Here is a 19,609-nt window from a genome sequence, read left to right as displayed (position 1 = left end):
TGGGTTTCGCCGGTAAACGATTGTATCGATGTGTTAAATTCCAGCGCGGCTGGTGGCCGAAACTCAAATGGAGGAGCCATTGACAGTCATGGCCTGACGCTGCGTTCAACAAAATCGCGGGCTGCGCGCGGCGCAGTTTCGGACTATAGGGACAGGGGACAGAGACAAGCGAGGCACTCATGGGCATGCTCCAGGCCGGCATTATTCCGGTGACACCCTTTCAGCAGAACTGCACGATCCTCTTCGATCCGGAGACCAAGGAAGGCGTCGTGGTCGATCCCGGTGGTGACGTGCCGGCGATCCTTGAGGCCATCACGGCGAACGCGCTCGACATCAAGGCGATCTGGCTGACGCACGGCCATCTTGACCATGCCGGTGGTGCCAAGGAGCTCAAGGAAGCCTTGGGCATCGATATCGTTGGCCCGCACGAGGACGATCTTCCACTGTTGCAGCGGATTGAGGCGCAGGCGCAGAAGTACGGCCTGCCACCGGGCATGCAGAACGTCGTTCCGGATCGCTGGCTGAAGGATGGCGACAAGGTTTCTTTCGGCACGCACGAGTTCGAGGTGTATCACACACCGGGCCACGCGCCCGGCCATGTCATCTACTTCAATCGCGCGCAAGGCTTCGCCCATCTGGGCGACGTACTCTTCAACGGTTCCATCGGTCGGACGGATCTGCCAGGTGGCAATCACCAGCAACTGCTCGGTTCGATCCGCGACAAGGTTTTTCCGCTGGGCGATGACGTTGGTTTTATTTGCGGGCACGGGCCGGGCAGCCGGATCGGTGACGAGCGACGCAGCAATCCCTTCCTGCAGCGGCTCTGAGCGCCAAAAACAAAAGCGCCGCTGAGTGGCGGCGCTTGGTGTTTGATCATGCGTTCAGAGATCAGCCGGCGTCGCAGAAGTGGCTGCGGCCGTCATTGCCGATAAACGTGCCGCTGCGCGGATCAAACGACCGGTAGCGATAGGAGCAGTAGCGTTCCCACTGCGGAGTCCAAGGCTCGACCTCGGCAGCGACCGGACGATAGTAACGGGGCGGGGGCGCGCGATAGACCGGCACTGCTTCGTATTCCGGCTCATAGACCGGCGGATCGATATAGCGCGGCTCATCATAACGCGGCGCGCTGGCGATGGCAGAGCCGACGATCAGACCAGTTGCAAGGCCGACAGCGCCGCCAACAAGCGCGTCATCGCCGTGGTGATGACGATGCCAATCACCAGCCGAAGCAACGCCGATCGATGATACCGTGAGGGCAGCAGCGGTTGCCGTCAAAAGGAGGGTCTTCGCAAGCCTGTTCATTTGTCTTTCCCTGTTTTAACCGATTCCGGTTCTGCACCTTGATGATGGCAAGGTAAGGGCCGCGATCTGAATACAGGCTGAATGACAAAACCCGGCATCGCTGCCGGGCTTCAACTCGAATTGACAGCGTTGGCTGGAGGCTCAGCCTGCGATCTGCAGGTTGACAGCCTTGGGGCCCTTGCCGCGGCGGTCCGGCTCCGTGTCGAAGCTAACCTTCTGATTCTCCGTCAGTCCGGCCAAGCCAGAAGCCTGAACGGCAGAAATGTGTACAAAGATGTCGGCGCCGCCCTTGTCCGGCTTGATGAAGCCAAAGCCTTTGTCGGTGTTGAAGAATTTTACAGTGCCAGTCTCGGCCATGCGTCAGGTCCTTTTATCTCCGCCCGCCATCCACACGGGCAGCATCACTGATAATGCCTCCTCGCGGAGACGTTGGCAGGCAATTATTGAAATGTGAGAAAAAGGTCCCCTCTAGCACAACCAAGCTCACCACGGGACTGACGCCCGCTTTCTCGGAACTGGCTGACCGGAATATTAGCGTCTCCGGCGCGCACATTCTTAAAGGACTTCCCATGCTCGCAAAATGCCCGAACACGGTGAGAGTGCTGCGATTATTAAATTTTGGCAAGCAAAAGTTTTTTAACGCGTTTGTGCCGGCGGGTGGCTTCAGGCCGGATTTTTGCGCTCGCGGAGCAAAATTTCATTCGTCAGCAGCCGTGGATGCCCGCTTTATATTGTTGGCAATATAGTTTGGGAGCAGATTTTGCCAAAAATGCAACGTTAACGCGACTGCGCAACAGCTAAAGTTTTTTTCTTTTCCAGACGTTCAACCCAAATTTGGGCTCGGTTTCAGTCTGCCCGAACCGCGGCGGCGCGCTATTTCGGGCACCACTTCAACCAGAAGCATGGCGGTGAACATCAGTGCGCAGCCGGCGTAGCCGAGCGGCGGCATGGTTTCACCAAGCAGCAGGGCGCCGAGCGACGCGCCGAAGAGCGCTTCAGAAGACAGGAAGATGGCTGCCTGCGATGGCGTCGTGTAGCGCTGGCCAATGATCTGAAGCGAGAAGGCGACACCCGAGGAGAAGATCCCGACATAGAGGATTTCCGGGGCCGCAGCCCATACCGCCGCCCAGCTGATCGGCTCCATAACGACCGCAACGGCGAGCGCGCAGGCGCCGGTAACGGCAAACTGAGCGGCCGAAAGAGCAAGCGGACGGCCGGTTTGAGATACCGTGGTGCCAGCCAGTGTGATCTGGCCGGCCCAGAAGATTGCGCAAACGACGGTCAGCAGGTCACCCGTCGTCAGTGCCGACAGCTGTCCGCCCGATAGCAAGTAGATGCCGGATACGGCCATGATCGCACCGGGCCAGATGATCCAGTGCGGAGAGCGGCGCAGGAAGACAACGGCGATCAATGGCACGATCACGACGTAGAGGCCGGTGATGAAGCTGGAATTCGTCACCGTCGTCGTCTGCAGGCCGATCTGCTGCGTCGTGGCGCCGCCAAACAGTGCAAGTCCTGTAAGCAGGTAGAGCTTGAGGTGGCGCGGCGCGGTCTTGACCGGCGCCTTGCGGGCCTCAAGCAGCATGAACGGCAGAACCGCCACCGCAGCGATCATGAAGCGCAGGCCAATGAACCAGAACGGACCGATCGCCTTCATTGCCGTCGACTGCGCGACAAAGCCGCCACCCCAGATGGCAGCTGCAAGCAACAAAAGAAGGTTCGCCTGAATGCGCGTCATGTCGTCCTCGATGCCGGCAGAGGGGGTGTGGCCGAGCGTTAGCAGTTGCCTTTCGTTGGAGCAAGGGTCAAGACTGTCGCGAGGCGTCATGCATGAGAGCAAAAACGGATGACGACGAAAGCGGTTTCATTGCCCCTGGAACGCGAGGAAAAGGCTCCGCTTGCGCCGGCTTCGTACGCCGGCAGTTCGCTCACGCGAAAGCTTGGCCTCAAGGAAGGGCGAGCGGCACTGCTGGTCGGCGTGCCTGACATTGCTGAGTTACGAGGATTTCGCCATTTCTCCTCTGTCGAAACTGCTGTCCCTGAAGTGATCGAGCGTCGCTTCGACTATGTGCACGTGTTCGAAACCCGCCGACCAGTTCTGGAAGATATGGCGCAGGCTTTGTCCGGCGTTGTCAGGCCCGGCGGGATGCTCTGGATTTCCTGGCCCAAGAAAGCCGCGCGGATGCCGACAACAATCACCGAAGACGTGCTGCGATCGATTTTTCTGCCTTTGGGGCTGGTTGACGTAAAAGTCTGCGCAATAGACGAGACGTGGTCCGGGCTAAAGTTCATGATCCGAAAAGAACTGCGCACCGGTCTCTAAAGCACGGCGCGATCTTTGAGATTCGCTTGTCGCGCTTTCGTTCCTTGTTTTCACGCATGTGTTTGGCCCGAAGCCGGTTCCCGCCTTCGGGAGACATGCTTTAGGCTTCCCATCAGCCATTGTCCGCCGGTGCTCGCGACACCCTGAGCAACGCACCATCGTCTTCATCCGTGAGGATCAAAAGGGCGCCGTCAGGCGCGACGATCACATCACGCATGCGGCCATAGGAGCCGTCGAATAGCCGCTCCTCGGCGACGAAGGCTCCGCCATCGTCGCGCTGCATACGCGAAAGCAGTTGGAACTTCAGCGCCGCGACAAGAAAATTGCCATCCCATTCGGGGAACATCTTGCCGCGGTAAATGACGAGCGCTCCCGGCGCTATGGACGGGTCCCAATAATAAAGAGGTTGCTCAAGTCCTTCCTTGGCCGTGCCTTCGCCGATCTCGGCGCCGGAATAATCACGGCCATAGGTGATGATCGGCCAGCCATAGTTCTTGCCGGGCTCGATCTCGTTGATCTCATCACCGCCGCGGGCGCCGTGCTCAACCGTATAGAGCTTGCCGTCGGCGGCATCGAAGGCGATGCCCTGCGGATTGCGATGGCCTTTCGACCAGATTTCCGCAAGCGCCTTGGCGCCGTCCTTGAAAGGATTGTCATCAGGAATACTGCCATCAGCGTTGATGTGAATGATGGAGCCGGCATCGTCCTTCCAGTCCTGGGAGCGATCCCTGTCGCCGCGGTCTCCAATGCTGATGAACAGCGAGCCGTCCCTGGCGAAGGCGATGCGGGAACCGTACTGGATATTGCCACCGGTGAAGCGCTTCATCGCAAAGATGGATTTGACGTCGTCGAGCCTGGTTCCGTCCTTTGACAGCGTGGCGCTGAAGGCCTCGGTGCCGGAACCGCCCTTGGCCCTTATGGCAGCAGTGAGGAATATCTTGCGGCTCGTTGCGAAATCGGGTGCGAGCGCAACATCCATCAGGCCGCCTTGGCCGCGGGCACTGACCTTGGGTACGCCGGCAATGGGACCGGAGAGCTTGCCGTCACGGATTATGCGCAGGCGCCCCGGTCGCTCGGTGACGAGATAAGAACCGTCGGGAAGAACCTCCACGGCCCAGGGATGCTCGAGCCCGGTCGCGATCTTATCGACCTGAACTTCGACCGTCTTCGTCTGGACCGTATCGGCCGCCAAGCCTTGGGAGGCGGCCAAGACCGCGGCTGCCAGAAAGAAGCCGACGTGAAGCTTTGCAAGTATCCGCATGGTCCGTCCCATTGCCTTCCTGATCAACGTGGAGCGTCGGACACAGCGCTTCAACCTCATTCGGCTCGGGATAACGGCTTTGTGTTTGTCGATGGTATCGCGCCGGTCGTTTGCGGCTCGACGAGGTCGGCTTCGACGATATAGCGCAGCGGGCCGCGTTCCGTCGCGCCGAAAGGCCAGCAGGTCGCAAGCACGAGATGGCGACCTTGCGCTGCCGGGTCGATCCCGCTCTGATCCCATGGCACGATGCGGCCTTCGCCCGCCTTGAAGGTCAGGACCTTGCCGTCGCGACGTGTGATCTCGATTTCGTCGCCCGGTTTGACATCCTTCAGCCAGCGGAAATGCGTGTCGCGATGGGCCGCGATGACGGCGGTTCCCTCATCGCCGGGCTGGGGCGTATTGGCGAGCCAGGCGGGACCGAAGGCCAGAGCCTCGCCAGAGGCGCCGGACAGGACGATGGCATGCTTGCCGAGGCGCGGCGCAGTCACCTCCGCCTCGGTCGTGAAATCCGCCCAGGGCCAGGGCTTGGCGTCTTCGCCGCGGAGTTCGGCGGCAAAGGCTCGCTTCAGGAGGATCTGTGACAATTCCGCCTTGGCCTTGATGTAGAGTCCATCGGCGACCAGCGCTGCTCCGTACAGAGCCAGGACGGCGATGCTGACGGCAATTGCCTTCTCGACGATCGAGAGACTGGGTAGGAGCGAGCGGTTTTCGCGCTCGGGGGCTGCATCATAGGCGCTCGCCGCAGCCGTTGCCATGGCGAGCTCGAGGTAGGTCGGAAGCGGGCCGAACTCGTCCACTTCCTGGTTTCGAACTCCTGGTCTTGAGCGGGCGGGCGTCATGGTTTTGCTCCTGCAAGGACGCCGCGCACGCGCCGGCGCCAGACGGCAAGCCCGCTTGCCGCCAACAGTGCAGCCAGAAGCATGACAATGCCGCGGACAATCTTTTCGTCAGCACGTGTTGCCGTTTGCGGCAGCTTTACCGACGCGGACTTCTGGGCAATCAACCCGGCTGCTTTCGCCGTCGGGGCAGCAGCCATACGCGATGCTGCCAGCTGCGCAAATTCCTGCTGGGGCGTTGCCATCGCGTGATCGGGCGCGCTGGCAGGTGCGGGCCGGACTTCCTCGCCGCCGACCTTCTCGAAATCCCAACCGTCAGGGAGGTTGAGCGGCAGCTTTGCCGAGCCAAGCGGCTCGCCGGCAGGACGCGACGGCGTGACGTCGACTGCGACGAGGCTGGTCACCCGCGAGACGAGGTGATGGGCGAGCGCCACCGTCTCGATGTCCTTGTCGAGGGATGCTCGGTCCTCGCGTTCGTAGGCGCGGGCTTCGAGGTCGTCGATCTTGCGACGGGCCCAGAGCTTCGAAATTCCCTGGCCGTCAGCGGCATTGGCGATATCCATATCGACGCGCCAGGGCTGAACGCCGGTCTTGCCTATGATCTGGAGCTTGCCGGCGGGTTTTTCTTCCGGCAGTTCGGCGGTCAGGACGACGGGCTCGCCCGTGTAGAGGTCAGGCATCGGGCTCGGGGTGATATCCTCCGCCTTGACGCCTTCGAAGGTTGCCGCGATGTCGGTCATGGCCGGGTTCTGAAGCTTCGCGAAAAGCTCGCCCATGCGGCCAGCGACCTGGTCGGCAGAGCCGATCTGGGTGAACGTACCGCGGCCGATCTCGGCGGCCTTGGTCATGAAATAGGAGTTCGGTGCCGAGCCGATGCCGACGGTGAAGACGCGAGCGTCGCCACGGTTCTGGCTGATCTCGGCAAACAACTGCTGTTCATTGCCGATCGCGCCATCCGTCAGGAACACGACCTGGCGAAGCGCGCCGTTTTCGACGGTGCCCTGGTTGCGCAGCGCATCCTGCAATGCGGGCAGCATTTCGGTGCCGCCGTCGGCGGTCAATCCGCGAACGTAGGCAATGGCCTTCTCGCGATTGTCGGGCGCGGCTGCAACGAGGCCGTTGAAGTAGTCGGTCATCGTGTCGTCGAAGCGGATGACGTTGAAGCGGTCGTCGGGATTGAGCTTCGAGATGGCAAGCGCCAAGCTTTCCTTGGCCTGCTCGATCGACGGGCCGGACATGGAGCCGGAATTGTCGATGACGAAGACGACCTCACGCTTGGCTGCGGGCGACGATGCATCGGGCGTTGCCGGCGGTGTGACGAAGGCGAGCAGGTAGGCCTTGCCGTTGACGACTTCACGGAAAAGCCCGGCACTTGGCGTCTTGCCGGGCGCAGCCCTCCAGGTGAGTTCGAAGTCCTTGTCTGCCGGAACGCTCTCGCCCTTCAACGAGATCATGCGGTTCTGGCCTCCGTCCTCTTTGATGTCGACGTCGTGGAAGGAGGATGTCACGTCGCTAAGCGGGAAGCCGGCCTTCAGATTGACGGTGATCGCAACCGGGTTGATCTTGGCGTTGTCGCGCGGATCGAGAAGGGGAGCCCCGATCTGCTCGCGATTTTCCACCGGATCGTTCGCAAGTGCGAAGCCTGCGCCGTTGTTGAACTCCACGCTCTGGACGATTGGCGCCGGATTGTAGCGGGGGGCGACGACCATCGGGAAGCGTAGAGAGAACGCGCCGCCGGATTGGTGGACGGCCTGCTGGTATTCGATCTGCACGACAATCGTTTCGCCGGGGCCGATGTTGGCGACCTGGTTGGTGAAGATGGTGGGCCGCTGCTGCTCGAGAAGAGCTGCCTTCTTACCTTCCGCCTTGGCCTGTTCGTAGATCTCGCGTGCTTCCTGACGCGGCTTGATCTGGCCCTCGATGAAGCGCTCGCCGATCTGCATCTTCAGCACGTCGACGGCGGAATTCTCAGGCAGCGGAAAGACGTAGGTGCCCTCGACCCAGCCCTTGCTTGGGTTCTGGAAACGCTGCGTGACCTTGACGCGCGCGATGGGGCCGGAGACATCCATCTGCACATCGGTCTTCAGGCGCGGTGCCTCGACGAAGAAGCCGGGCTCCTTGGCGGGAAAGAGGAGGGAGCCGCTGTTGACGTCGTTTGGCCGCACGAGGCCGGCGAGCTGCTCGACCTTCTGCTGGCTTTCTTCGGCGTAAACCGTCGTGACGAGCCCGAACGTCATAAGAATCGACGCGGCGAAAGCCACGAATGCAACCAGCAATGAGATGGATACGCGACTGGCGCGAACGCGCCTTATGACGAACTCGTCTTCCAGAAACATGGTATGCCCTCACTAACCAATGTCGGATGCACCAAGATGCGGCTTCGATCTCGGCGCGCTCGCGACCGAATTGCGGCGTGCCGCGGCATTTGTTGCGGCCAATTCGTGGCAAAGCCTGAAAAAGGCGAAGTTTTTGATTTCAGGGCGTAAATCGGGCTCTCTTCAGAAACCGGTTCAAGCGCTTCGCAAAATGATTCATCGGGCCGCTTGGGCGATGTCGCGGTTCGACAATCACGTGAGCCGACTGATCACGAAGAATCATTGGCACCATCACGCCTTTGCGCTTGAAATGCCTGCTTACATTGGACATAGAGCTTAGCGCAGAACTCCGGTCCCGGCTTTCTGCCCAAATCAACCGTATAGGACCGATATCATGGCCTTTCTTGCCGATGCTCTTTCCCGTGTGAAGCCTTCAGCCACCATCGCCGTTTCCCAGAAAGCGCGCGAGCTGAAAGCGAAAGGACGCGATGTGATCGGCCTCGGTGCGGGTGAGCCGGACTTCGATACGCCAGACAATATCAAGCAGGCAGCCATCGACGCGATCAATCGCGGCGAGACGAAGTACACGCCGGTCTCCGGCATTGCGGAACTGCGCAAGGCGATCGCCGCGAAGTTCAAGCGCGAGAACGGCCTGGAATACTCCTGGGAACAGACGATCGTCGGCACCGGCGGCAAGCAGATCCTTTTCAACGCCTTCATGGCGACCCTGAACCCGGGCGACGAGGTCGTCATTCCAGCGCCTTACTGGGTATCCTATCCGGAGATGGTGGCGCTGTGCGGCGGTACGCCTGTCATCGTTTCGGCGACGCAGGAAAACAACTTCAAGCTCCAGGCGGCCGATCTCGACAAGGCGATCACGCCGAAGACGAAGTGGTTCGTCTTCAACTCGCCGTCCAACCCGTCGGGCGCTGCCTATACGCATGCCGAACTCAAGGCACTGACGGACGTGCTGCTCAAGCATCCGCATGTCTGGGTGCTGACCGACGACATGTACGAGCATCTGACCTATGGCGACTTCAAGTTCGTCACGCCTGTCGAAGTCGAGCCGAAGCTTTACGATCGCACGCTGACGATGAACGGCGTCTCCAAGGCCTATGCGATGACCGGCTGGCGTATCGGCTATGCGGCAGGTCCGATCCAGCTCATCAAGGCGATGGACATGATCCAGGGTCAGCAGACCTCGGGCGCGACGTCGATCGCCCAGTGGGCTGCCGTCGAAGCGCTGAACGGCACGCAGGACTTCATCCCTCAGAACAAGAAGATCTTCGAAGGCCGCCGCGATCTCGTCGTGTCGATGCTGAACCAGGCCAAGGGCATCACATGCCCGTCGCCGGAAGGCGCGTTCTACGTCTATCCATCCTGCGCCGGCCTGATCGGCAAGACCGCACCCTCTGGCAAGGTTATCGAGACGGACGAGGACTTCGTGTCCGAGTTGCTTGAAAGCGAAGGTGTCGCCGTCGTTCACGGCTCGGCTTTCGGCCTTGGCCCGAACTTCCGCATCTCCTATGCGACCTCGGAAGCGCTGCTTGAGGAAGCCTGCAAGCGCATCCAGCGTTTCTGCGGCGCCTGCAAGTAAGCAGTTCAGGAACAAAATGCGAAAAAACCCGCCGGATGGCGGGTTTTTTTATTGGTCGGACTTTGCCAACCGGCTGGGATCAAAGATCTACCGAATTCAAAGCGAGGAGCGCCATGTTCCGCACCTCGTAGCGCAAGGCGAGGCTCTTGCCCGATCCGGTGCGATCGCTTCGACCAAACCAACGTAAAAAATGCGCCGCAGGTGGCCCTCGGTCATTCCTTGATCGGCGTTGCAGGGGGAGATTTTTCGGCCCGCGCGTGCGCTTCTTGCTCAAGGCGCATCGCTCTCAGTCGAGCAGTCTTCTCATTTCTGGCGGTAGCGACGGCGTCGATTTTCAAGGCCTCCTGCGTGCGCGACAACATCTGTGTCTGAGTCAAGCCGAACGCCGCTTCTGCGCGTTCGCGGCTTTTGCTCCATGGTTCATGCATGCGGTGGATCCTCGTTTCAGGGTTGGTTTTCGATAGGGGCTTTGGTGTAATCCGCTACCTGAAATCCGTCAGTTTCAGGATGATCGAATTTTGTCGTTTTGAACCGTAGACGCGTTTGGCGACATCGAGAATTCGGGTTCGAAGCCCGTCAAATCCCGCGAGATAGTCGCGTTCCGATGTTGCAGTCGGGCAAGGTCCCTTCGTCAGCACGTCAATATCCATCGAGAAACGAATCTCGAACATACCATCATGGCCGAGGAAGCGGATGCGCCTGGCGGTTTCGTCATAGCTTCTGGCGCGGTTGGGAAATGCGATTGCCATATTGCGCCTCGTGTTCTTCTGTTGGATCGCGTTGTCGGCAAGATCGCCGTCGCGCGGTCTGCCGGCAGCATCACTCACCGGTGCTGGCATCCTTGGCCAGGGCAGTTTCGATTTCCTGCGAAGACACACTCAGCCGCTGCCTGGTGCCGATGCGCGTTGCAATTGCCGGGGTCGATCTGATCAGAGAAGTCCCGTAGCGGAAGCGCAGAAACTCCCACGTCGCATTTTCCACGAACTGTCTACTGGAGGCGGAAGACATGCTGTCCTCCTTTGTTGGGGCTGGAACGCTTCTGATCGTCCGCACAGGGCAGCGCCCGTTTCAGATGCTGCCGATACCATGGACATGGTGTGCACGCATACGAATTGCAAGGTGCGATCTCCTGGCCGTAGCGACAGAACGATCGGACAGATTCCCCAGTGTTCAAAGTCCCAATGCCGACAGCATCAGGAACGTTGCGAAGAGGATGAAATGCGTCATGCCTTCGATGGCATTTGTTTCGCCGTCGTTGAGGTTGATGGCAGCCGCAATCAGCGTGATCGCCACCATGACGGTCTGGACCGGTGTCATGGCCATGATGAAGGGCTGGCCGGTATAGAGGGCGATCGCCTCCATCACCGGAACCGTGAGGATGACAGTCGACAGCGACGCGCCCATGGCGATGTTGACGGTCGCCTGCATGCGGTTGCGCAGCGCCGCACGCAGCGCCGTCAGGATTTCAGGCGCCGCGGAAATCGCTGCGACGACGATGGCGGTCAGGGCAACGGGAGCCCCGGTGTGGCGCAGGCCCTGCGTCATGAAAGTGGCCATGAACTCTGCAAGGAGGCCGATGATGACCACGCCGATCAGGATCGTGGCGATCGATGCGGCCGTGGGCTCCTCGCGCGAGTGCTGCTGCCGATCGGCCTTCGCACGCTCGCTGCGAGGGTAGGCATAGCTGAAGAAGTAGCTGTGCTTTCCGACCTGCATGCGCAGGAAGAGGCCGTAGAGGGCGATCATCGCCAGGATGGTGAAGGCGGAGTAGAAGTGCCACTTATCCGCCGGCACGAATTCAGGGACGACCATCGAAATACCCATGGCAGTGAGGATCATAACGCCATAGGTCTTTCCCGAGTTGTCGTTGTATGGCTGCTCTCCGTGCTTCAAGCCTCCGAGCAGGGCGGCAAGGCCAAGGATGCCGTTGATGTCGAGCATCAGGGCCGCGTAGATCGTGTCGCGAACGAGCGTGGGGGAGCTTTCGCCACTCATCATGATCGCCAGGATGATCACCTCCACGGCAACGGCCGACAGCGTCAGGATCATCGTGCCATAGGGGTCGCCGACCTTGATTGCCAGGTTCTCCGCATGGTGGGCGACGCGAACCGAGGCAAAGACGATGGTGGCGACAAGGAGGGCTGCGGCAATCAGCGATATCCCGCGCCCCATCTCAAGAACCGCATGTTCCGAGATATAGGCGACAGCCGCGACCATCATCGCCAATACCAAGAACATTTCGTCTTTCAGTCGCGACACGATATCCACGGAAAGCTCCGATCTTGATTCATCGGACAAGTCTAAAGCGATGATTTTGCATGGCAAGCAAGCGCGGGGAGGGAGCGCGTTTGCAGTCTTGAGAATTTAATGGAATACTACCCCATCGGTCAGCCGGAAGCACATCGCGGCGCCCTCTCGTCTCTTGCAATGCGGCCCGCGCAGAACTGGATGCAATCCGGTCAGTATTCGAGCGCGAAACAAGAAGAAGTGGAGTGAGACGCATGGTCAAGGTGGTCTACGAGGTCGTTCCTCACGACGGGGGCTGGGCCTACCGGCTGGGCAATGTCTATTCGGAAGCATTCCCGACACACTCCGAGGCGCTCGAAGCAGCCCGTATCGTTGCGGCCGAACAGCAGGTTGGCGGTGATTCCGCGGAGATCAGCTGGCAGGATGACAAGGGTAAATGGCATGAGGAATATGCCGAAGGTGGAGACCGGCCGGAGACCGAGGTGGTCGACGGCACCTGGAAAAGCCATTCCAGCGAAGCCTCGCCTCGCGCATGAGCATCCGGTTCATCGTCCAAGCGATGATCAGCCCGGGTGCTTGCGCGCCGTTCCCTTCACGTAATTCATCAGGCCGCCTACCAGTGCGTCAAATGTGACGCGGTAGCGGCGTGCCGTTTTGATCCCCTCGTGCATGACGACCCAAGTGTCGAGAGGTATCCGGAAAAGCTCCGGCAGGACCGGCAGCAGATCCGGCTCCCGCGCTGCAAGGCCGGTCTGGCAGATTCCAATTCCCAAGCCGGCGCGAATTGCCGAAATCTGCGCCAGCGGGTTATCACTCTTGAAAGCGAAGGCGAGGCCGTCCGGCAATGGAAAGCGCGCCATCATGGTCCGGATATAGGCTGTCTGTCGGTCGAAGCCGACAAGGCGGTGTCCTGCCAGCTCGGCGATCTCCTGCGGCATGCCGTGTTGCTCGAGGTAGCGACGATGGGCGTGAAAGCCGAGCGGTATCTCTCCGATGCGGCGGACGTGAAGCTGATCCTGTGCCGGCTCTGCCATCCGTACGGCGATATCTGCCTCCCGATTGAGAAGGTCCTCGATGGCGTCGGACGCCGAGAGCTCGATATTGAGCTCGGGATGGGCCGCCATCAGCTCTGCGAGGATCGGCGGTAGAACCTCGACACCGATGACCTCGCTGGCACTTATGCGGACTGTGCCGGCAACGCGCTCGCGATGCCCCGACGCCGTTCGCAGCAGGGCGGCGGATGTCGCCGCGAGCGTTTCGGCATAAGGCTTCAATTCAAGCGCTGCATCGGTCGGCAAAAGACCGTTCGGTGAGCGGACGAAGAGCTGCGAGCCTATTGCGTCCTCCAGCGCATCGATGTGCCGCCCGACCGTCGGCTGCGTCAGGCCCAATTCACGCGCTGCCGCCGAAAGCGATCCGTGGTCCAGCACGGCCAACAGCGTTCGGTAGAAATGCCAGTCCGGTTCTCTGCTCATGTATTTATGTATATCGGCCCTACGAATTTCGTCAATTTTGTTTATGTCGACATGCGGGCATGATCGGTTCAGTCGAACTTGACGGAGACCATCATGACTGAACTCAATGGGCAGGTTGCTTTGGTGCTCGGTGCAACAGGCGGGATCGGAGGCGAGGTCGCTCGGAAGCTCGCCGCACGCGGTTGGCGCGTGAGGGCGCTGAACCGGGATGCAGCAAAGGCCCGCGCGAAAGCGCCCGACTTCGATTGGGTGCAAGGCGATGCGATGCACGCCAACGATCTCATGACCGCGGCGCAAGGCGCCAGCCTTATCGTTCACGCAGTCAATCCGCCGGGCTATCGCGATTGGGACAAGCTCGTCCTTCCGATGCTCGACAACACCATCGCAGCCGCGCGTTCGCTTGGCGCGCGCATCGTTCTGCCGGGTACCGTCTATAATTTCGGACCGGATGCCTTTCCGGTCCTTGAGGAAGACAGCCCGCAACACCCTGTCACGAAGAAGGGAGCGATCCGCGTCGAGATGGAAAGGCGACTGGAGGTCGCCTCGCGCACCGGCGTACCGGTCATCATTGTACGCGCCGGCGATTTTTTCGGGCCGGGGGCCGCCAACAGCTGGTTCTCGCAGGGCATGGTCACACCGGGAAAGCCGGTGAACGCCGTCAAGAACCCGGCGCGGCACGGTGTCGGGCATCAATGGGCCTATCTGCCTGATGTTGCAGAAACGATGGTCCGTCTCGTCGAATGCGCTGACCGCCTGCCATCGTTTGCCGTCTATCACATGGACGGCTTCTGGGACGCCGATGGCTGCCAGATGGTGGCTGCCATCAAGCGGGTGGCCGGCAACGCAATAAAGACGCAGGCCTTTCCCTGGTGGATCGTGCCGCTGGCCGCCCCGTTCGTCACCTTTATGCGTGAACTGAAGGAGATGCGTTATCTCTGGCAGGAACCGCTGCGGATGTCGAATGAACGATTGGTCTGCGAGCTCGGCAGCGAGCCGAACACGCCGATCGACGAGGCTGTTCGCGCCTCCTTGGTTTCGCTCGGCTGCCTGCCGACACCAGCGCCGGCGAGCGAAGCACGCGCTTTGGTGCAAGCAGTCCGCTAGGACCTGTTTAGGGTTGCATTGCCAAGGCATCTGCGGATAGCCTTTGATGTCGAGCATGTCGCCGTTGCTTGCGTCGCGGCGCACGCGTGAGAAAAGCCGCCAATTCAAAGAGCGACCATATCCACGGTCGGCTCAAGAGGATGGAGCAATGACCAAGACCGCGCGTGGAACCAGGCCGACACTGCTTTCAGGCGGCAATCCCCAGATCGCCAAAGCCGAAGGCGATGCGCCCGTACAGGCTTACATCGCCGCCATGCCAGGCTGGAAAAGCGACCTTGGACGCCGCCTGGATGCGCTCATCGTGCGAACCGTGCTCGACGTCCATAAGGCAGTCAAATGGAACTCGCCGTTCTACGGCATCAAGGGGGAGGGCTGGTTCCTGAGCTTTCACTGCTTCACCAAGTACATCAAGGTGGCTTTCTTCCGCGGCAGCTCTCTGGAGCCGATGCCCCCAGGGGTGTCAAAACAGAAGGAGGTGCGTTACCTCGATATCCGTGAGGACGACCAGCTCGATGAGGCTCAGTTCGCCGACTGGGTGAGACAGGCAAGTCGGTTGCCTGGTGAACGAATGTGAGAGCCGGTACGAGATCTCATCGTTCTAGGATTGGCGAGCCGCAAGGTTGGAATTGGAGGAATTGGATACAATGGATGCATCGCAACGCATTGATCAATTGATCGAAGGAATCTCAGACTGGCGCGGCAAGACGTTCGCCAGTGTCCGTAAGACCATTCTCGAGGTCGACCCGGAGATAACCGAGGAATGGAAGTGGATGGGAAGCCCGGTCTGGTCCCGCGACGGAATGATCGCCGTGGCCAACGCGCACAAGGGAAAGGTGAAGCTTACCTTTGCTCATGGGGCGAACATCCCGGATCCTGATAAGCTCTTCAATGCGGGCCTCGACGGCAACGCGCGTCGCGCCATCGATTTCCTCGAGGGCGATGACATCAATGAGTCCGCACTGAAGAAACTCGTCCGGGCCGCTATCGACTACAACAAGAACAACTTGAAGAAGAACGCGCCCGCCAAGGCGAAAGCGCGCAAAATCAAAGAGGCGTAACGCCAACGCTTCTTCCGACCGATTGCGGCATCATGGCGTTTCTTCGCTGTACCGGCCTCGCTCCGGCAGGGCGTCCGACGCCAGGATCCGAGCACGGCGCGCTGGATGGATGGCGCGCCTAGCCCTGCTGCAGTTCGGCTAGCGCAATGCGCGCCGCAGCGAGTGGACTTTCGGCCAGTTCCGTCGATCCGTCGCCGAGAAACCAGGCAGCTGACAGGCCCGAATAGGCAGCAATCCATTGCAGCAGGCGTTTCGGCTCAAGCCCTGCCTCGGTCGCGACGATGCCAAGCTGCCTTCGCAGGCGGCCGGGAGTGCCTGTTGTCGGAAGGTCTTGGTTGACGAAGATGTTGGCGTAGTCAAAACCGCGTTCGCCGATGAGGCCTTTGGGGTCGATTGCCAGCCACCCGTGCTGTTCGAAATCGAGGATGTTGCTGTGGTGAATGTCGCCGTGCAGGACGACGGGATCGCCGGTGTCGGCAAGCAGTCTTGCGGCAATCAGGTTGCACCGGGCCAGTATGCCGCCATGGACTTCTGCCGCCGGGGCGAGGTCGCGAAACCAGCGGGCAAGCGGAATGAGCTCGGGCTGGGGTTGTTGGCGCGGGGCGTGAAGCTTTGCAACAGTGCTGCAAATGATGCGGGTTGCCGTATCGTCGGCGCCGTCCATTGCCATGGCCAGAAGCGAGCGGTGCCCCATCGCGCGCTCGAGCAGAACGGCCTTGCTGTCGTGCGCGTACACCCTGGCTGCGCCGACGCCGTCCCACCATTGCATCAGCGCGCCGCCTGCCCGCTCGGCCTCATCCCTGGAGATTTTCAGCATCGCGGGTTTGCCGTCCCAGAGAACGGGCAACAGGTGGCTGGAATGGGTGATGGTCGGTTCGCCGTCGACGGAAAGTCGCCAGCGCTTGATGTGCGATAAGAACATGGCGTCATGCTACCGGGGCGCTGGAAAAAAGGAAATCCCGCCGATGGCGGGATGCCGATGGCGGGATCTCCGTTGGCGTTTGCACGCTCAAGCGGCCTTCACTTGCGTTGGATAGTCTACATATCCCGTGGCACCGCCACCATACAGCGTTGCCTGGTCGAGTCCGGCGAGGGACACGTTGTCCTTGAGGCGCTGGACGAGGTCGGGATTGGAGATGAACGGTTTGCCGAACGCGACGAGGTCGGCGCGGCCGCTCTCTACGGCGTCGATCGCCATGTCGCGGTCATAGCCGTTGTTGACCATCCAGCTCGCCTTGCCACCAGCCTTTTCGTAGGCGTTGCGGAGCGCCTTGTAGTCGAAGGGCTTGTCGCCTTGCTGATAGTTGCGATCACCTCCGGTCGCGCCCTCGACGATGTGGATGTAGGTGAGGTCATACTTTGCCAGGCCTTCGACCACGTAGGTGAAGATGGACTGTGCATGCGGGTCGGAGGAGTCGTTTGCCGGCGTCACAGGTGAAATGCGGATGCCGGTGCGGCGAGCGCCGATCTCGGCGGTGATCGCATCGACGACTTCAAAGAGGAAACGTGCGCGGTTTTCGACAGAGCCACCGTACTGATCCGTGCGGTCGTTGATGCCGGAGCGCAGGAACTGGTCGATCAGATAACCGTTCGCGGCGTGGATCTCGACGCCGTCGAAGCCGGCCTCGATCGCGGCGCGCGCTGCCTTGCGATAGTCTTCAACGATGCCCGGGATTTCCGATGTTTCGAGGGCGCGCGGCTCAGACGTCGGTACGAAGCTTCCCGTACCGTCCGGGTTGACGAGATAGGTCTTGGATTTTGCGGCCGTATTCGTCGAGGAGACCGGCTTGCCACCGTTCGGCTGCAGCGTCGTGTGTGAGATACGGCCGACATGCCACATCTGGACAACAATCTTGCTGCCTGCCGCATGTACGGCATCGGTCACTCGCTTCCAGCCGTCGATTGCTTCCTTGGAGTAGAGGCCGGGAACATCTGCGTAGCCCTGGCCCTGATGGGTAATGGCCGTTGCCTCGGTGACGATCAGCCCAGCCCCTGAGCGCTGGCGGTAGTATTCGACGTTGAGGTCGTTCGGAACGGCGCCCGGCGAGCGGTTGCGCGTGAGCGGCGCCATCACGATATGGTTCTTAAGGGTAATGTCGCCAACCTTTGTCGGTTCGAAAAGCTTGCTCATGGGAGTCCTTTCTTGCTGCGGGAAGATCACTCGGCCGAGGCGGACGCACCTGCGATTCGGCAAAGGGATGGGTGAGGGCTGTTGCAATGCGCCCGATCAGCGGCGGCCGCCGCAGGCGGTGCGAGGTGCATCGGAGCCCGTGTTGGAAAATAGTCCGGCAGTCGCTTCGCGCTGATCATGCCGAAACCAGGCGCTGAGCCAGGGCAGCGCAGAGGCGACCGACATCCTACAGATCCTTGGCGAGTTGATTGAGGAAAGCCGCGATGGTCTCCTCGTTGCGCTTGTAGAAGATCCATTGGCCGACGCGTCTTGTCGTCACGAGGCCGGCTCGGCTCAGCGTCCCCAGATGCGCCGAGACGGTCGATTGCGATAGGCCGCAGCGCTCGAACTGGCTGGCGCATATGCCCATCTCAAGCGGATGCTCCTGCGAGGAAAAGTGCGCCTCGGGATTCTTCAGCCAGTTCAGGATTTCCATCCGTGTTGGATGGGCGATCGCCTTCAGAATTTCGTCTTTTTCCATCGCCGTTCTTCGAACTATAAATCGTCTGTAGGCGATATATGGATTGCTCGTTTTCGATATGCAAGTCACGACGGCGTGAATGGTTGCATTTCCCGGCCTGGCTAAATTTTGGGCAAAAAAAGAGGGCCACCGAAAGATCGGGGCCCTTTAAAGGTGTGAAGGTCAATAAACCTCCAGAGGGGAACAGCTGACGCGGTGGCACTGGGAGAGAAACCACGAAATGCATCAACTGAGTGGGATATGATGCTTTGAGAGGCAGATTTCAATGCATGTTTGCGCATGCCTGCTATGCGCTGCACAATTTTCTGCTGCATTGCGAAAGAATCGGGCAAAAAAAGAGGGCCACCGAAAGATCGGGGCCCTTTATAGGTGTGAAGGTCAAAACCTCCAGAGGGGAACAGCCAATGCGGTGGAACTGGGAGGAAAAGCCACCATGTGCATCAGCTATGTGCGATATGGTGTTTTAATGAGCAAACGGCAACCCCATTTTATGCATGCCAGACATGCATATATTGCACGGCTTGTATTTCCGAGTGAGGCAACTAGAAGTTCCAGTTGCGCGCCTTGCTGACAATGAAGTCGCGGAAAGCCTTCAGCTTCGCGGCATTCTTCATTTCGTCGGGATAGCAGAAATAGGTATCGAACGACGGCACGTCGGCGTTGATCGGCAGCTGGATGAGGCCAGGGTCGCGTCCGACGATGTAGTCGGGCATGCAGGCGATGCCCATCCCGAGCAGGCACGCGCGCTTGATCGAGGTCTGGCTGTTGATCTGCAGATGTGGGATGCGCTTGTTGTCGGACGAGCGTCCGGCGACTTCCAGCCAGTTGACGTCGAGCAGGTAGCTCGGCGCGGGCTCACCGAATGTAATGATGCGATGGTTGTCGAGATCTTCGACCGTCTGCGGCTCGCCATGCCGGTTGATGTAAGAGGGGGCCGCATAGACGTGCATGTGAACGGTGAAGAGCTTGCGCTGGATCAGGTCCGATTGCACCGGCTGGCGCAGGCGGATGGCGCAATCGGCGTAACGCATGTTCACATCCACTTCCTCGTTGTCGAGGATCAGCTGAATCTGGACATCCGGATAGAGTTGCATGAACTCCTGGATCTTGTCCGTCAGCCAGCCTTGACCGAGGCCGACCGTCGTGGTCACGCGCAGCTTTCCGGTCGGCGTTTCCGTCGTCTCGGTCAGCTGCATCTTCACCGTTTCGAGCTTCAGCAGCACATCGTGAGCGGTGCGATAGAGCAGTTCGCCCTGTTCCGTCAGGATCAGACCGCGCGCATGGCGGTGGAAAAGCTTGGTGCCGACGTCCTGCTCGAGCGCGCTGACCTGGCGGCTGATCGCGGACTGGGACAGATGCAGTTTATCCGCCGCATGCGTGAACGAACCCGCTTCGGCAGCTGCGTGAAAAATACGCAGCTTGTCCCAATCCAATGGCATT

The 19,609-nt window shown here is 60.2% G+C and carries 23 protein-coding genes; 8 read left to right on the top strand and 15 right to left on the bottom strand.

The features are described from left to right. Window positions 1–179 precede the first annotated feature (179 nt). Window positions 180–827, top strand: a complete 648-nt coding sequence (locus ACSQ9D_RS12120; protein ID WP_436282429.1) for an MBL fold metallo-hydrolase — start codon at window positions 180–182, stop codon at window positions 825–827. 61 nt (window positions 828–888) lie between these two features. On the opposite strand, the gene ACSQ9D_RS12115 is transcribed toward ACSQ9D_RS12120, so the two are convergent. The 3 genes from ACSQ9D_RS12115 to ACSQ9D_RS12105 all read right to left on the bottom strand — a co-directional run bounded on the left by ACSQ9D_RS12115 (window position 889) and on the right by ACSQ9D_RS12105 (window position 3,040). Beyond that, entirely contained in the window at window positions 889–1,302 is a 414-nt protein-coding gene (locus ACSQ9D_RS12115; protein ID WP_037118115.1) for a BA14K family protein, read from the bottom strand. Between the two features lie 141 nt (window positions 1,303–1,443). Further along, window positions 1,444–1,659, bottom strand: coding sequence for a cold-shock protein (locus ACSQ9D_RS12110; RefSeq protein WP_007534130.1), 216 nt, complete (start codon window positions 1,657–1,659; stop codon window positions 1,444–1,446). A gap of 466 nt (window positions 1,660–2,125) precedes the next feature. Then, window positions 2,126–3,040 carry a DMT family transporter gene (locus ACSQ9D_RS12105; protein WP_037118486.1) on the bottom strand — a complete coding sequence of 305 codons (915 nt, stop codon included), beginning with the start codon at window positions 3,038–3,040 and terminating at the stop codon, window positions 2,126–2,128. A 108-nt stretch (window positions 3,041–3,148) separates the two neighbouring features. On the opposite strand from ACSQ9D_RS12105, the gene ACSQ9D_RS12100 reads away from it, so the two are divergent. Beyond that, window positions 3,149–3,625, top strand: coding sequence for a DUF3052 domain-containing protein (locus ACSQ9D_RS12100; RefSeq protein ID WP_436282428.1), 477 nt, complete (start codon window positions 3,149–3,151; stop codon window positions 3,623–3,625). A gap of 112 nt (window positions 3,626–3,737) precedes the next feature. Here the strand turns inward: ACSQ9D_RS12100 and ACSQ9D_RS12095 are convergent, their stop codons facing one another. Genes ACSQ9D_RS12095 through ACSQ9D_RS12085 form a run of 3 tightly spaced genes read right to left on the bottom strand, consistent with a single transcriptional unit; the run spans window position 3,738 to window position 8,058 of the window. After that, the gene (locus tag ACSQ9D_RS12095) at window positions 3,738–4,886 is read right to left on the bottom strand and encodes a PQQ-dependent sugar dehydrogenase (protein ID WP_436282427.1); all 1,149 of its coding nucleotides are present in this window, start codon (window positions 4,884–4,886) and stop codon (window positions 3,738–3,740) included. Between the two features lie 56 nt (window positions 4,887–4,942). Then, window positions 4,943–5,725, bottom strand: coding sequence for a class GN sortase (locus ACSQ9D_RS12090; protein WP_436282426.1), 783 nt, complete (start codon window positions 5,723–5,725; stop codon window positions 4,943–4,945). After that, window positions 5,722–8,058: a marine proteobacterial sortase target protein gene (locus tag ACSQ9D_RS12085; RefSeq protein WP_436282425.1), complete on the bottom strand. Its 2,337-nt coding sequence runs from the start codon at window positions 8,056–8,058 to the stop codon at window positions 5,722–5,724. Before ACSQ9D_RS12085 ends, ACSQ9D_RS12090 begins: the two co-directional genes overlap by 4 nt. A 19-nt stretch (window positions 8,059–8,077) precedes the next feature. Between ACSQ9D_RS12085 and ACSQ9D_RS12080 the strand changes: the two genes are divergently transcribed. Together ACSQ9D_RS12080 and ACSQ9D_RS12075 are read left to right on the top strand one after the other, a co-directional pair. Then, window positions 8,078–8,377, top strand: a complete 300-nt coding sequence (locus ACSQ9D_RS12080) for a hypothetical protein (RefSeq protein ID WP_436282424.1) — start codon at window positions 8,078–8,080, stop codon at window positions 8,375–8,377. Between the two features lie 54 nt (window positions 8,378–8,431). Further along, window positions 8,432–9,634 (top strand): pyridoxal phosphate-dependent aminotransferase, encoded by a 1,203-nt coding sequence (locus ACSQ9D_RS12075; RefSeq protein WP_037118111.1) that lies wholly within the window; start codon window positions 8,432–8,434, stop codon window positions 9,632–9,634. A 212-nt stretch (window positions 9,635–9,846) separates the two neighbouring features. Here ACSQ9D_RS12075 and ACSQ9D_RS12070 read toward each other — a convergent pair whose 3' ends face one another. From ACSQ9D_RS12070 to ACSQ9D_RS12055, 4 genes are all read right to left on the bottom strand, one after another. Then, window positions 9,847–10,062: a hypothetical protein gene (locus ACSQ9D_RS12070; RefSeq protein ID WP_436282423.1), complete on the bottom strand. Its 216-nt coding sequence runs from the start codon at window positions 10,060–10,062 to the stop codon at window positions 9,847–9,849. 54 nt (window positions 10,063–10,116) lie between these two features. Then, complete coding sequence (locus ACSQ9D_RS12065) at window positions 10,117–10,461, bottom strand: DUF1488 domain-containing protein (RefSeq protein ID WP_436282422.1); 345 nt, start codon at window positions 10,459–10,461, stop codon at window positions 10,117–10,119. After that, window positions 10,454–10,642, bottom strand: coding sequence for a hypothetical protein (locus ACSQ9D_RS12060; RefSeq protein WP_436282421.1), 189 nt, complete (start codon window positions 10,640–10,642; stop codon window positions 10,454–10,456). Before ACSQ9D_RS12060 ends, ACSQ9D_RS12065 begins: the two co-directional genes overlap by 8 nt. A gap of 162 nt (window positions 10,643–10,804) precedes the next feature. Then, a complete protein-coding gene (locus tag ACSQ9D_RS12055) occupies window positions 10,805–11,902 on the bottom strand; it encodes a calcium:proton antiporter (protein ID WP_436282420.1) in 1,098 nt (365 codons plus the stop codon). Window positions 11,903–12,135: 233 nt separating this feature from the next. Here ACSQ9D_RS12055 and ACSQ9D_RS12050 point away from each other — a divergent pair, with 233 nt between their 5' ends. Beyond that, window positions 12,136–12,417, top strand: a complete 282-nt coding sequence (locus ACSQ9D_RS12050; RefSeq protein ID WP_007790042.1) for a DUF2188 domain-containing protein — start codon at window positions 12,136–12,138, stop codon at window positions 12,415–12,417. A gap of 27 nt (window positions 12,418–12,444) precedes the next feature. On the opposite strand, the gene ACSQ9D_RS12045 is transcribed toward ACSQ9D_RS12050, so the two are convergent. Continuing rightward, window positions 12,445–13,356 (bottom strand): LysR family transcriptional regulator, encoded by a 912-nt coding sequence (locus ACSQ9D_RS12045; RefSeq protein WP_436282419.1) that lies wholly within the window; start codon window positions 13,354–13,356, stop codon window positions 12,445–12,447. A gap of 93 nt (window positions 13,357–13,449) precedes the next feature. On the opposite strand from ACSQ9D_RS12045, the gene ACSQ9D_RS12040 reads away from it, so the two are divergent. The 3 genes from ACSQ9D_RS12040 to ACSQ9D_RS12030 all read left to right on the top strand — a co-directional run bounded on the left by ACSQ9D_RS12040 (window position 13,450) and on the right by ACSQ9D_RS12030 (window position 15,518). After that, complete coding sequence (locus ACSQ9D_RS12040) at window positions 13,450–14,460, top strand: SDR family NAD(P)-dependent oxidoreductase (RefSeq protein WP_436282418.1); 1,011 nt, start codon at window positions 13,450–13,452, stop codon at window positions 14,458–14,460. A 148-nt stretch (window positions 14,461–14,608) separates the two neighbouring features. Beyond that, window positions 14,609–15,034 carry a DUF1801 domain-containing protein gene (locus ACSQ9D_RS12035; RefSeq protein WP_436282417.1) on the top strand — a complete coding sequence of 142 codons (426 nt, stop codon included), beginning with the start codon at window positions 14,609–14,611 and terminating at the stop codon, window positions 15,032–15,034. 70 nt (window positions 15,035–15,104) lie between these two features. Then, window positions 15,105–15,518, top strand: a complete 414-nt coding sequence (locus ACSQ9D_RS12030) for a DUF1801 domain-containing protein (RefSeq protein WP_436282416.1) — start codon at window positions 15,105–15,107, stop codon at window positions 15,516–15,518. 118 nt (window positions 15,519–15,636) lie between these two features. Here ACSQ9D_RS12030 and ACSQ9D_RS12025 read toward each other — a convergent pair whose 3' ends face one another. From ACSQ9D_RS12025 to ACSQ9D_RS12010, 4 genes are all read right to left on the bottom strand, one after another. Next, window positions 15,637–16,440, bottom strand: coding sequence for an aminoglycoside phosphotransferase family protein (locus tag ACSQ9D_RS12025; RefSeq protein ID WP_436282415.1), 804 nt, complete (start codon window positions 16,438–16,440; stop codon window positions 15,637–15,639). An 87-nt stretch (window positions 16,441–16,527) separates the two neighbouring features. Then, a complete protein-coding gene (locus tag ACSQ9D_RS12020; RefSeq protein WP_436282414.1) occupies window positions 16,528–17,649 on the bottom strand; it encodes an alkene reductase in 1,122 nt (373 codons plus the stop codon). Between the two features lie 226 nt (window positions 17,650–17,875). After that, window positions 17,876–18,169, bottom strand: coding sequence for an ArsR/SmtB family transcription factor (locus tag ACSQ9D_RS12015; protein ID WP_037118094.1), 294 nt, complete (start codon window positions 18,167–18,169; stop codon window positions 17,876–17,878). Window positions 18,170–18,711: 542 nt separating this feature from the next. Then, on the bottom strand, window positions 18,712–19,608 hold the full coding sequence (locus ACSQ9D_RS12010) for a LysR family transcriptional regulator VtlR (protein WP_007534166.1): 897 nt from the start codon (window positions 19,606–19,608) through the stop codon (window positions 18,712–18,714). Window position 19,609 lies beyond the last annotated feature (1 nt).

Source organism: Rhizobium sp. LjRoot258 (assembly GCF_964254185.1).
In the GTDB taxonomy this organism is placed as follows: domain Bacteria; phylum Pseudomonadota; class Alphaproteobacteria; order Rhizobiales; family Rhizobiaceae; genus Rhizobium.
This window is presented reverse-complemented; position numbering and strand designations above follow the sequence as displayed.

Bases quoted from the DNA above. Each gene is read 5' to 3' on its own strand.
- ACSQ9D_RS12095 (WP_436282427.1), bottom strand. From the start codon at position 4,886: ATGCGGATACTTGCAAAGCTTCACGTCGGCTTCTTTCTGGCAGCCGCG.
- ACSQ9D_RS12080 (WP_436282424.1), top strand. From the start codon at position 8,078: ATGTCGGATGCACCAAGATGCGGCTTCGATCTCGGCGCGCTCGCGACC.
- ACSQ9D_RS12020 (WP_436282414.1), bottom strand. From the start codon at position 17,649: ATGAGCAAGCTTTTCGAACCGACAAAGGTTGGCGACATTACCCTTAAG.
- ACSQ9D_RS12085 (WP_436282425.1), bottom strand. From the start codon at position 8,058: ATGTTTCTGGAAGACGAGTTCGTCATAAGGCGCGTTCGCGCCAGTCGC.
- ACSQ9D_RS12090 (WP_436282426.1), bottom strand. From the start codon at position 5,725: ATGACGCCCGCCCGCTCAAGACCAGGAGTTCGAAACCAGGAAGTGGAC.
- ACSQ9D_RS12035 (WP_436282417.1), top strand. From the start codon at position 14,609: ATGACCAAGACCGCGCGTGGAACCAGGCCGACACTGCTTTCAGGCGGC.
- ACSQ9D_RS12075 (WP_037118111.1), top strand. From the start codon at position 8,432: ATGGCCTTTCTTGCCGATGCTCTTTCCCGTGTGAAGCCTTCAGCCACC.
- ACSQ9D_RS12025 (WP_436282415.1), bottom strand. From the start codon at position 16,440: ATGTTCTTATCGCACATCAAGCGCTGGCGACTTTCCGTCGACGGCGAA.
- ACSQ9D_RS12010 (WP_007534166.1), bottom strand. From the start codon at position 19,608: ATGCCATTGGATTGGGACAAGCTGCGTATTTTTCACGCAGCTGCCGAA.
- ACSQ9D_RS12100 (WP_436282428.1), top strand. From the start codon at position 3,149: ATGACGACGAAAGCGGTTTCATTGCCCCTGGAACGCGAGGAAAAGGCT.
- ACSQ9D_RS12060 (WP_436282421.1), bottom strand. From the start codon at position 10,642: ATGTCTTCCGCCTCCAGTAGACAGTTCGTGGAAAATGCGACGTGGGAG.
- ACSQ9D_RS12045 (WP_436282419.1), bottom strand. From the start codon at position 13,356: ATGAGCAGAGAACCGGACTGGCATTTCTACCGAACGCTGTTGGCCGTG.
- ACSQ9D_RS12120 (WP_436282429.1), top strand. From the start codon at position 180: ATGGGCATGCTCCAGGCCGGCATTATTCCGGTGACACCCTTTCAGCAG.
- ACSQ9D_RS12070 (WP_436282423.1), bottom strand. From the start codon at position 10,062: ATGCATGAACCATGGAGCAAAAGCCGCGAACGCGCAGAAGCGGCGTTC.
- ACSQ9D_RS12110 (WP_007534130.1), bottom strand. From the start codon at position 1,659: ATGGCCGAGACTGGCACTGTAAAATTCTTCAACACCGACAAAGGCTTT.
- ACSQ9D_RS12015 (WP_037118094.1), bottom strand. From the start codon at position 18,169: ATGGAAAAAGACGAAATTCTGAAGGCGATCGCCCATCCAACACGGATG.
- ACSQ9D_RS12040 (WP_436282418.1), top strand. From the start codon at position 13,450: ATGACTGAACTCAATGGGCAGGTTGCTTTGGTGCTCGGTGCAACAGGC.
- ACSQ9D_RS12030 (WP_436282416.1), top strand. From the start codon at position 15,105: ATGGATGCATCGCAACGCATTGATCAATTGATCGAAGGAATCTCAGAC.
- ACSQ9D_RS12050 (WP_007790042.1), top strand. From the start codon at position 12,136: ATGGTCAAGGTGGTCTACGAGGTCGTTCCTCACGACGGGGGCTGGGCC.
- ACSQ9D_RS12115 (WP_037118115.1), bottom strand. From the start codon at position 1,302: ATGAACAGGCTTGCGAAGACCCTCCTTTTGACGGCAACCGCTGCTGCC.
- ACSQ9D_RS12105 (WP_037118486.1), bottom strand. From the start codon at position 3,040: ATGACGCGCATTCAGGCGAACCTTCTTTTGTTGCTTGCAGCTGCCATC.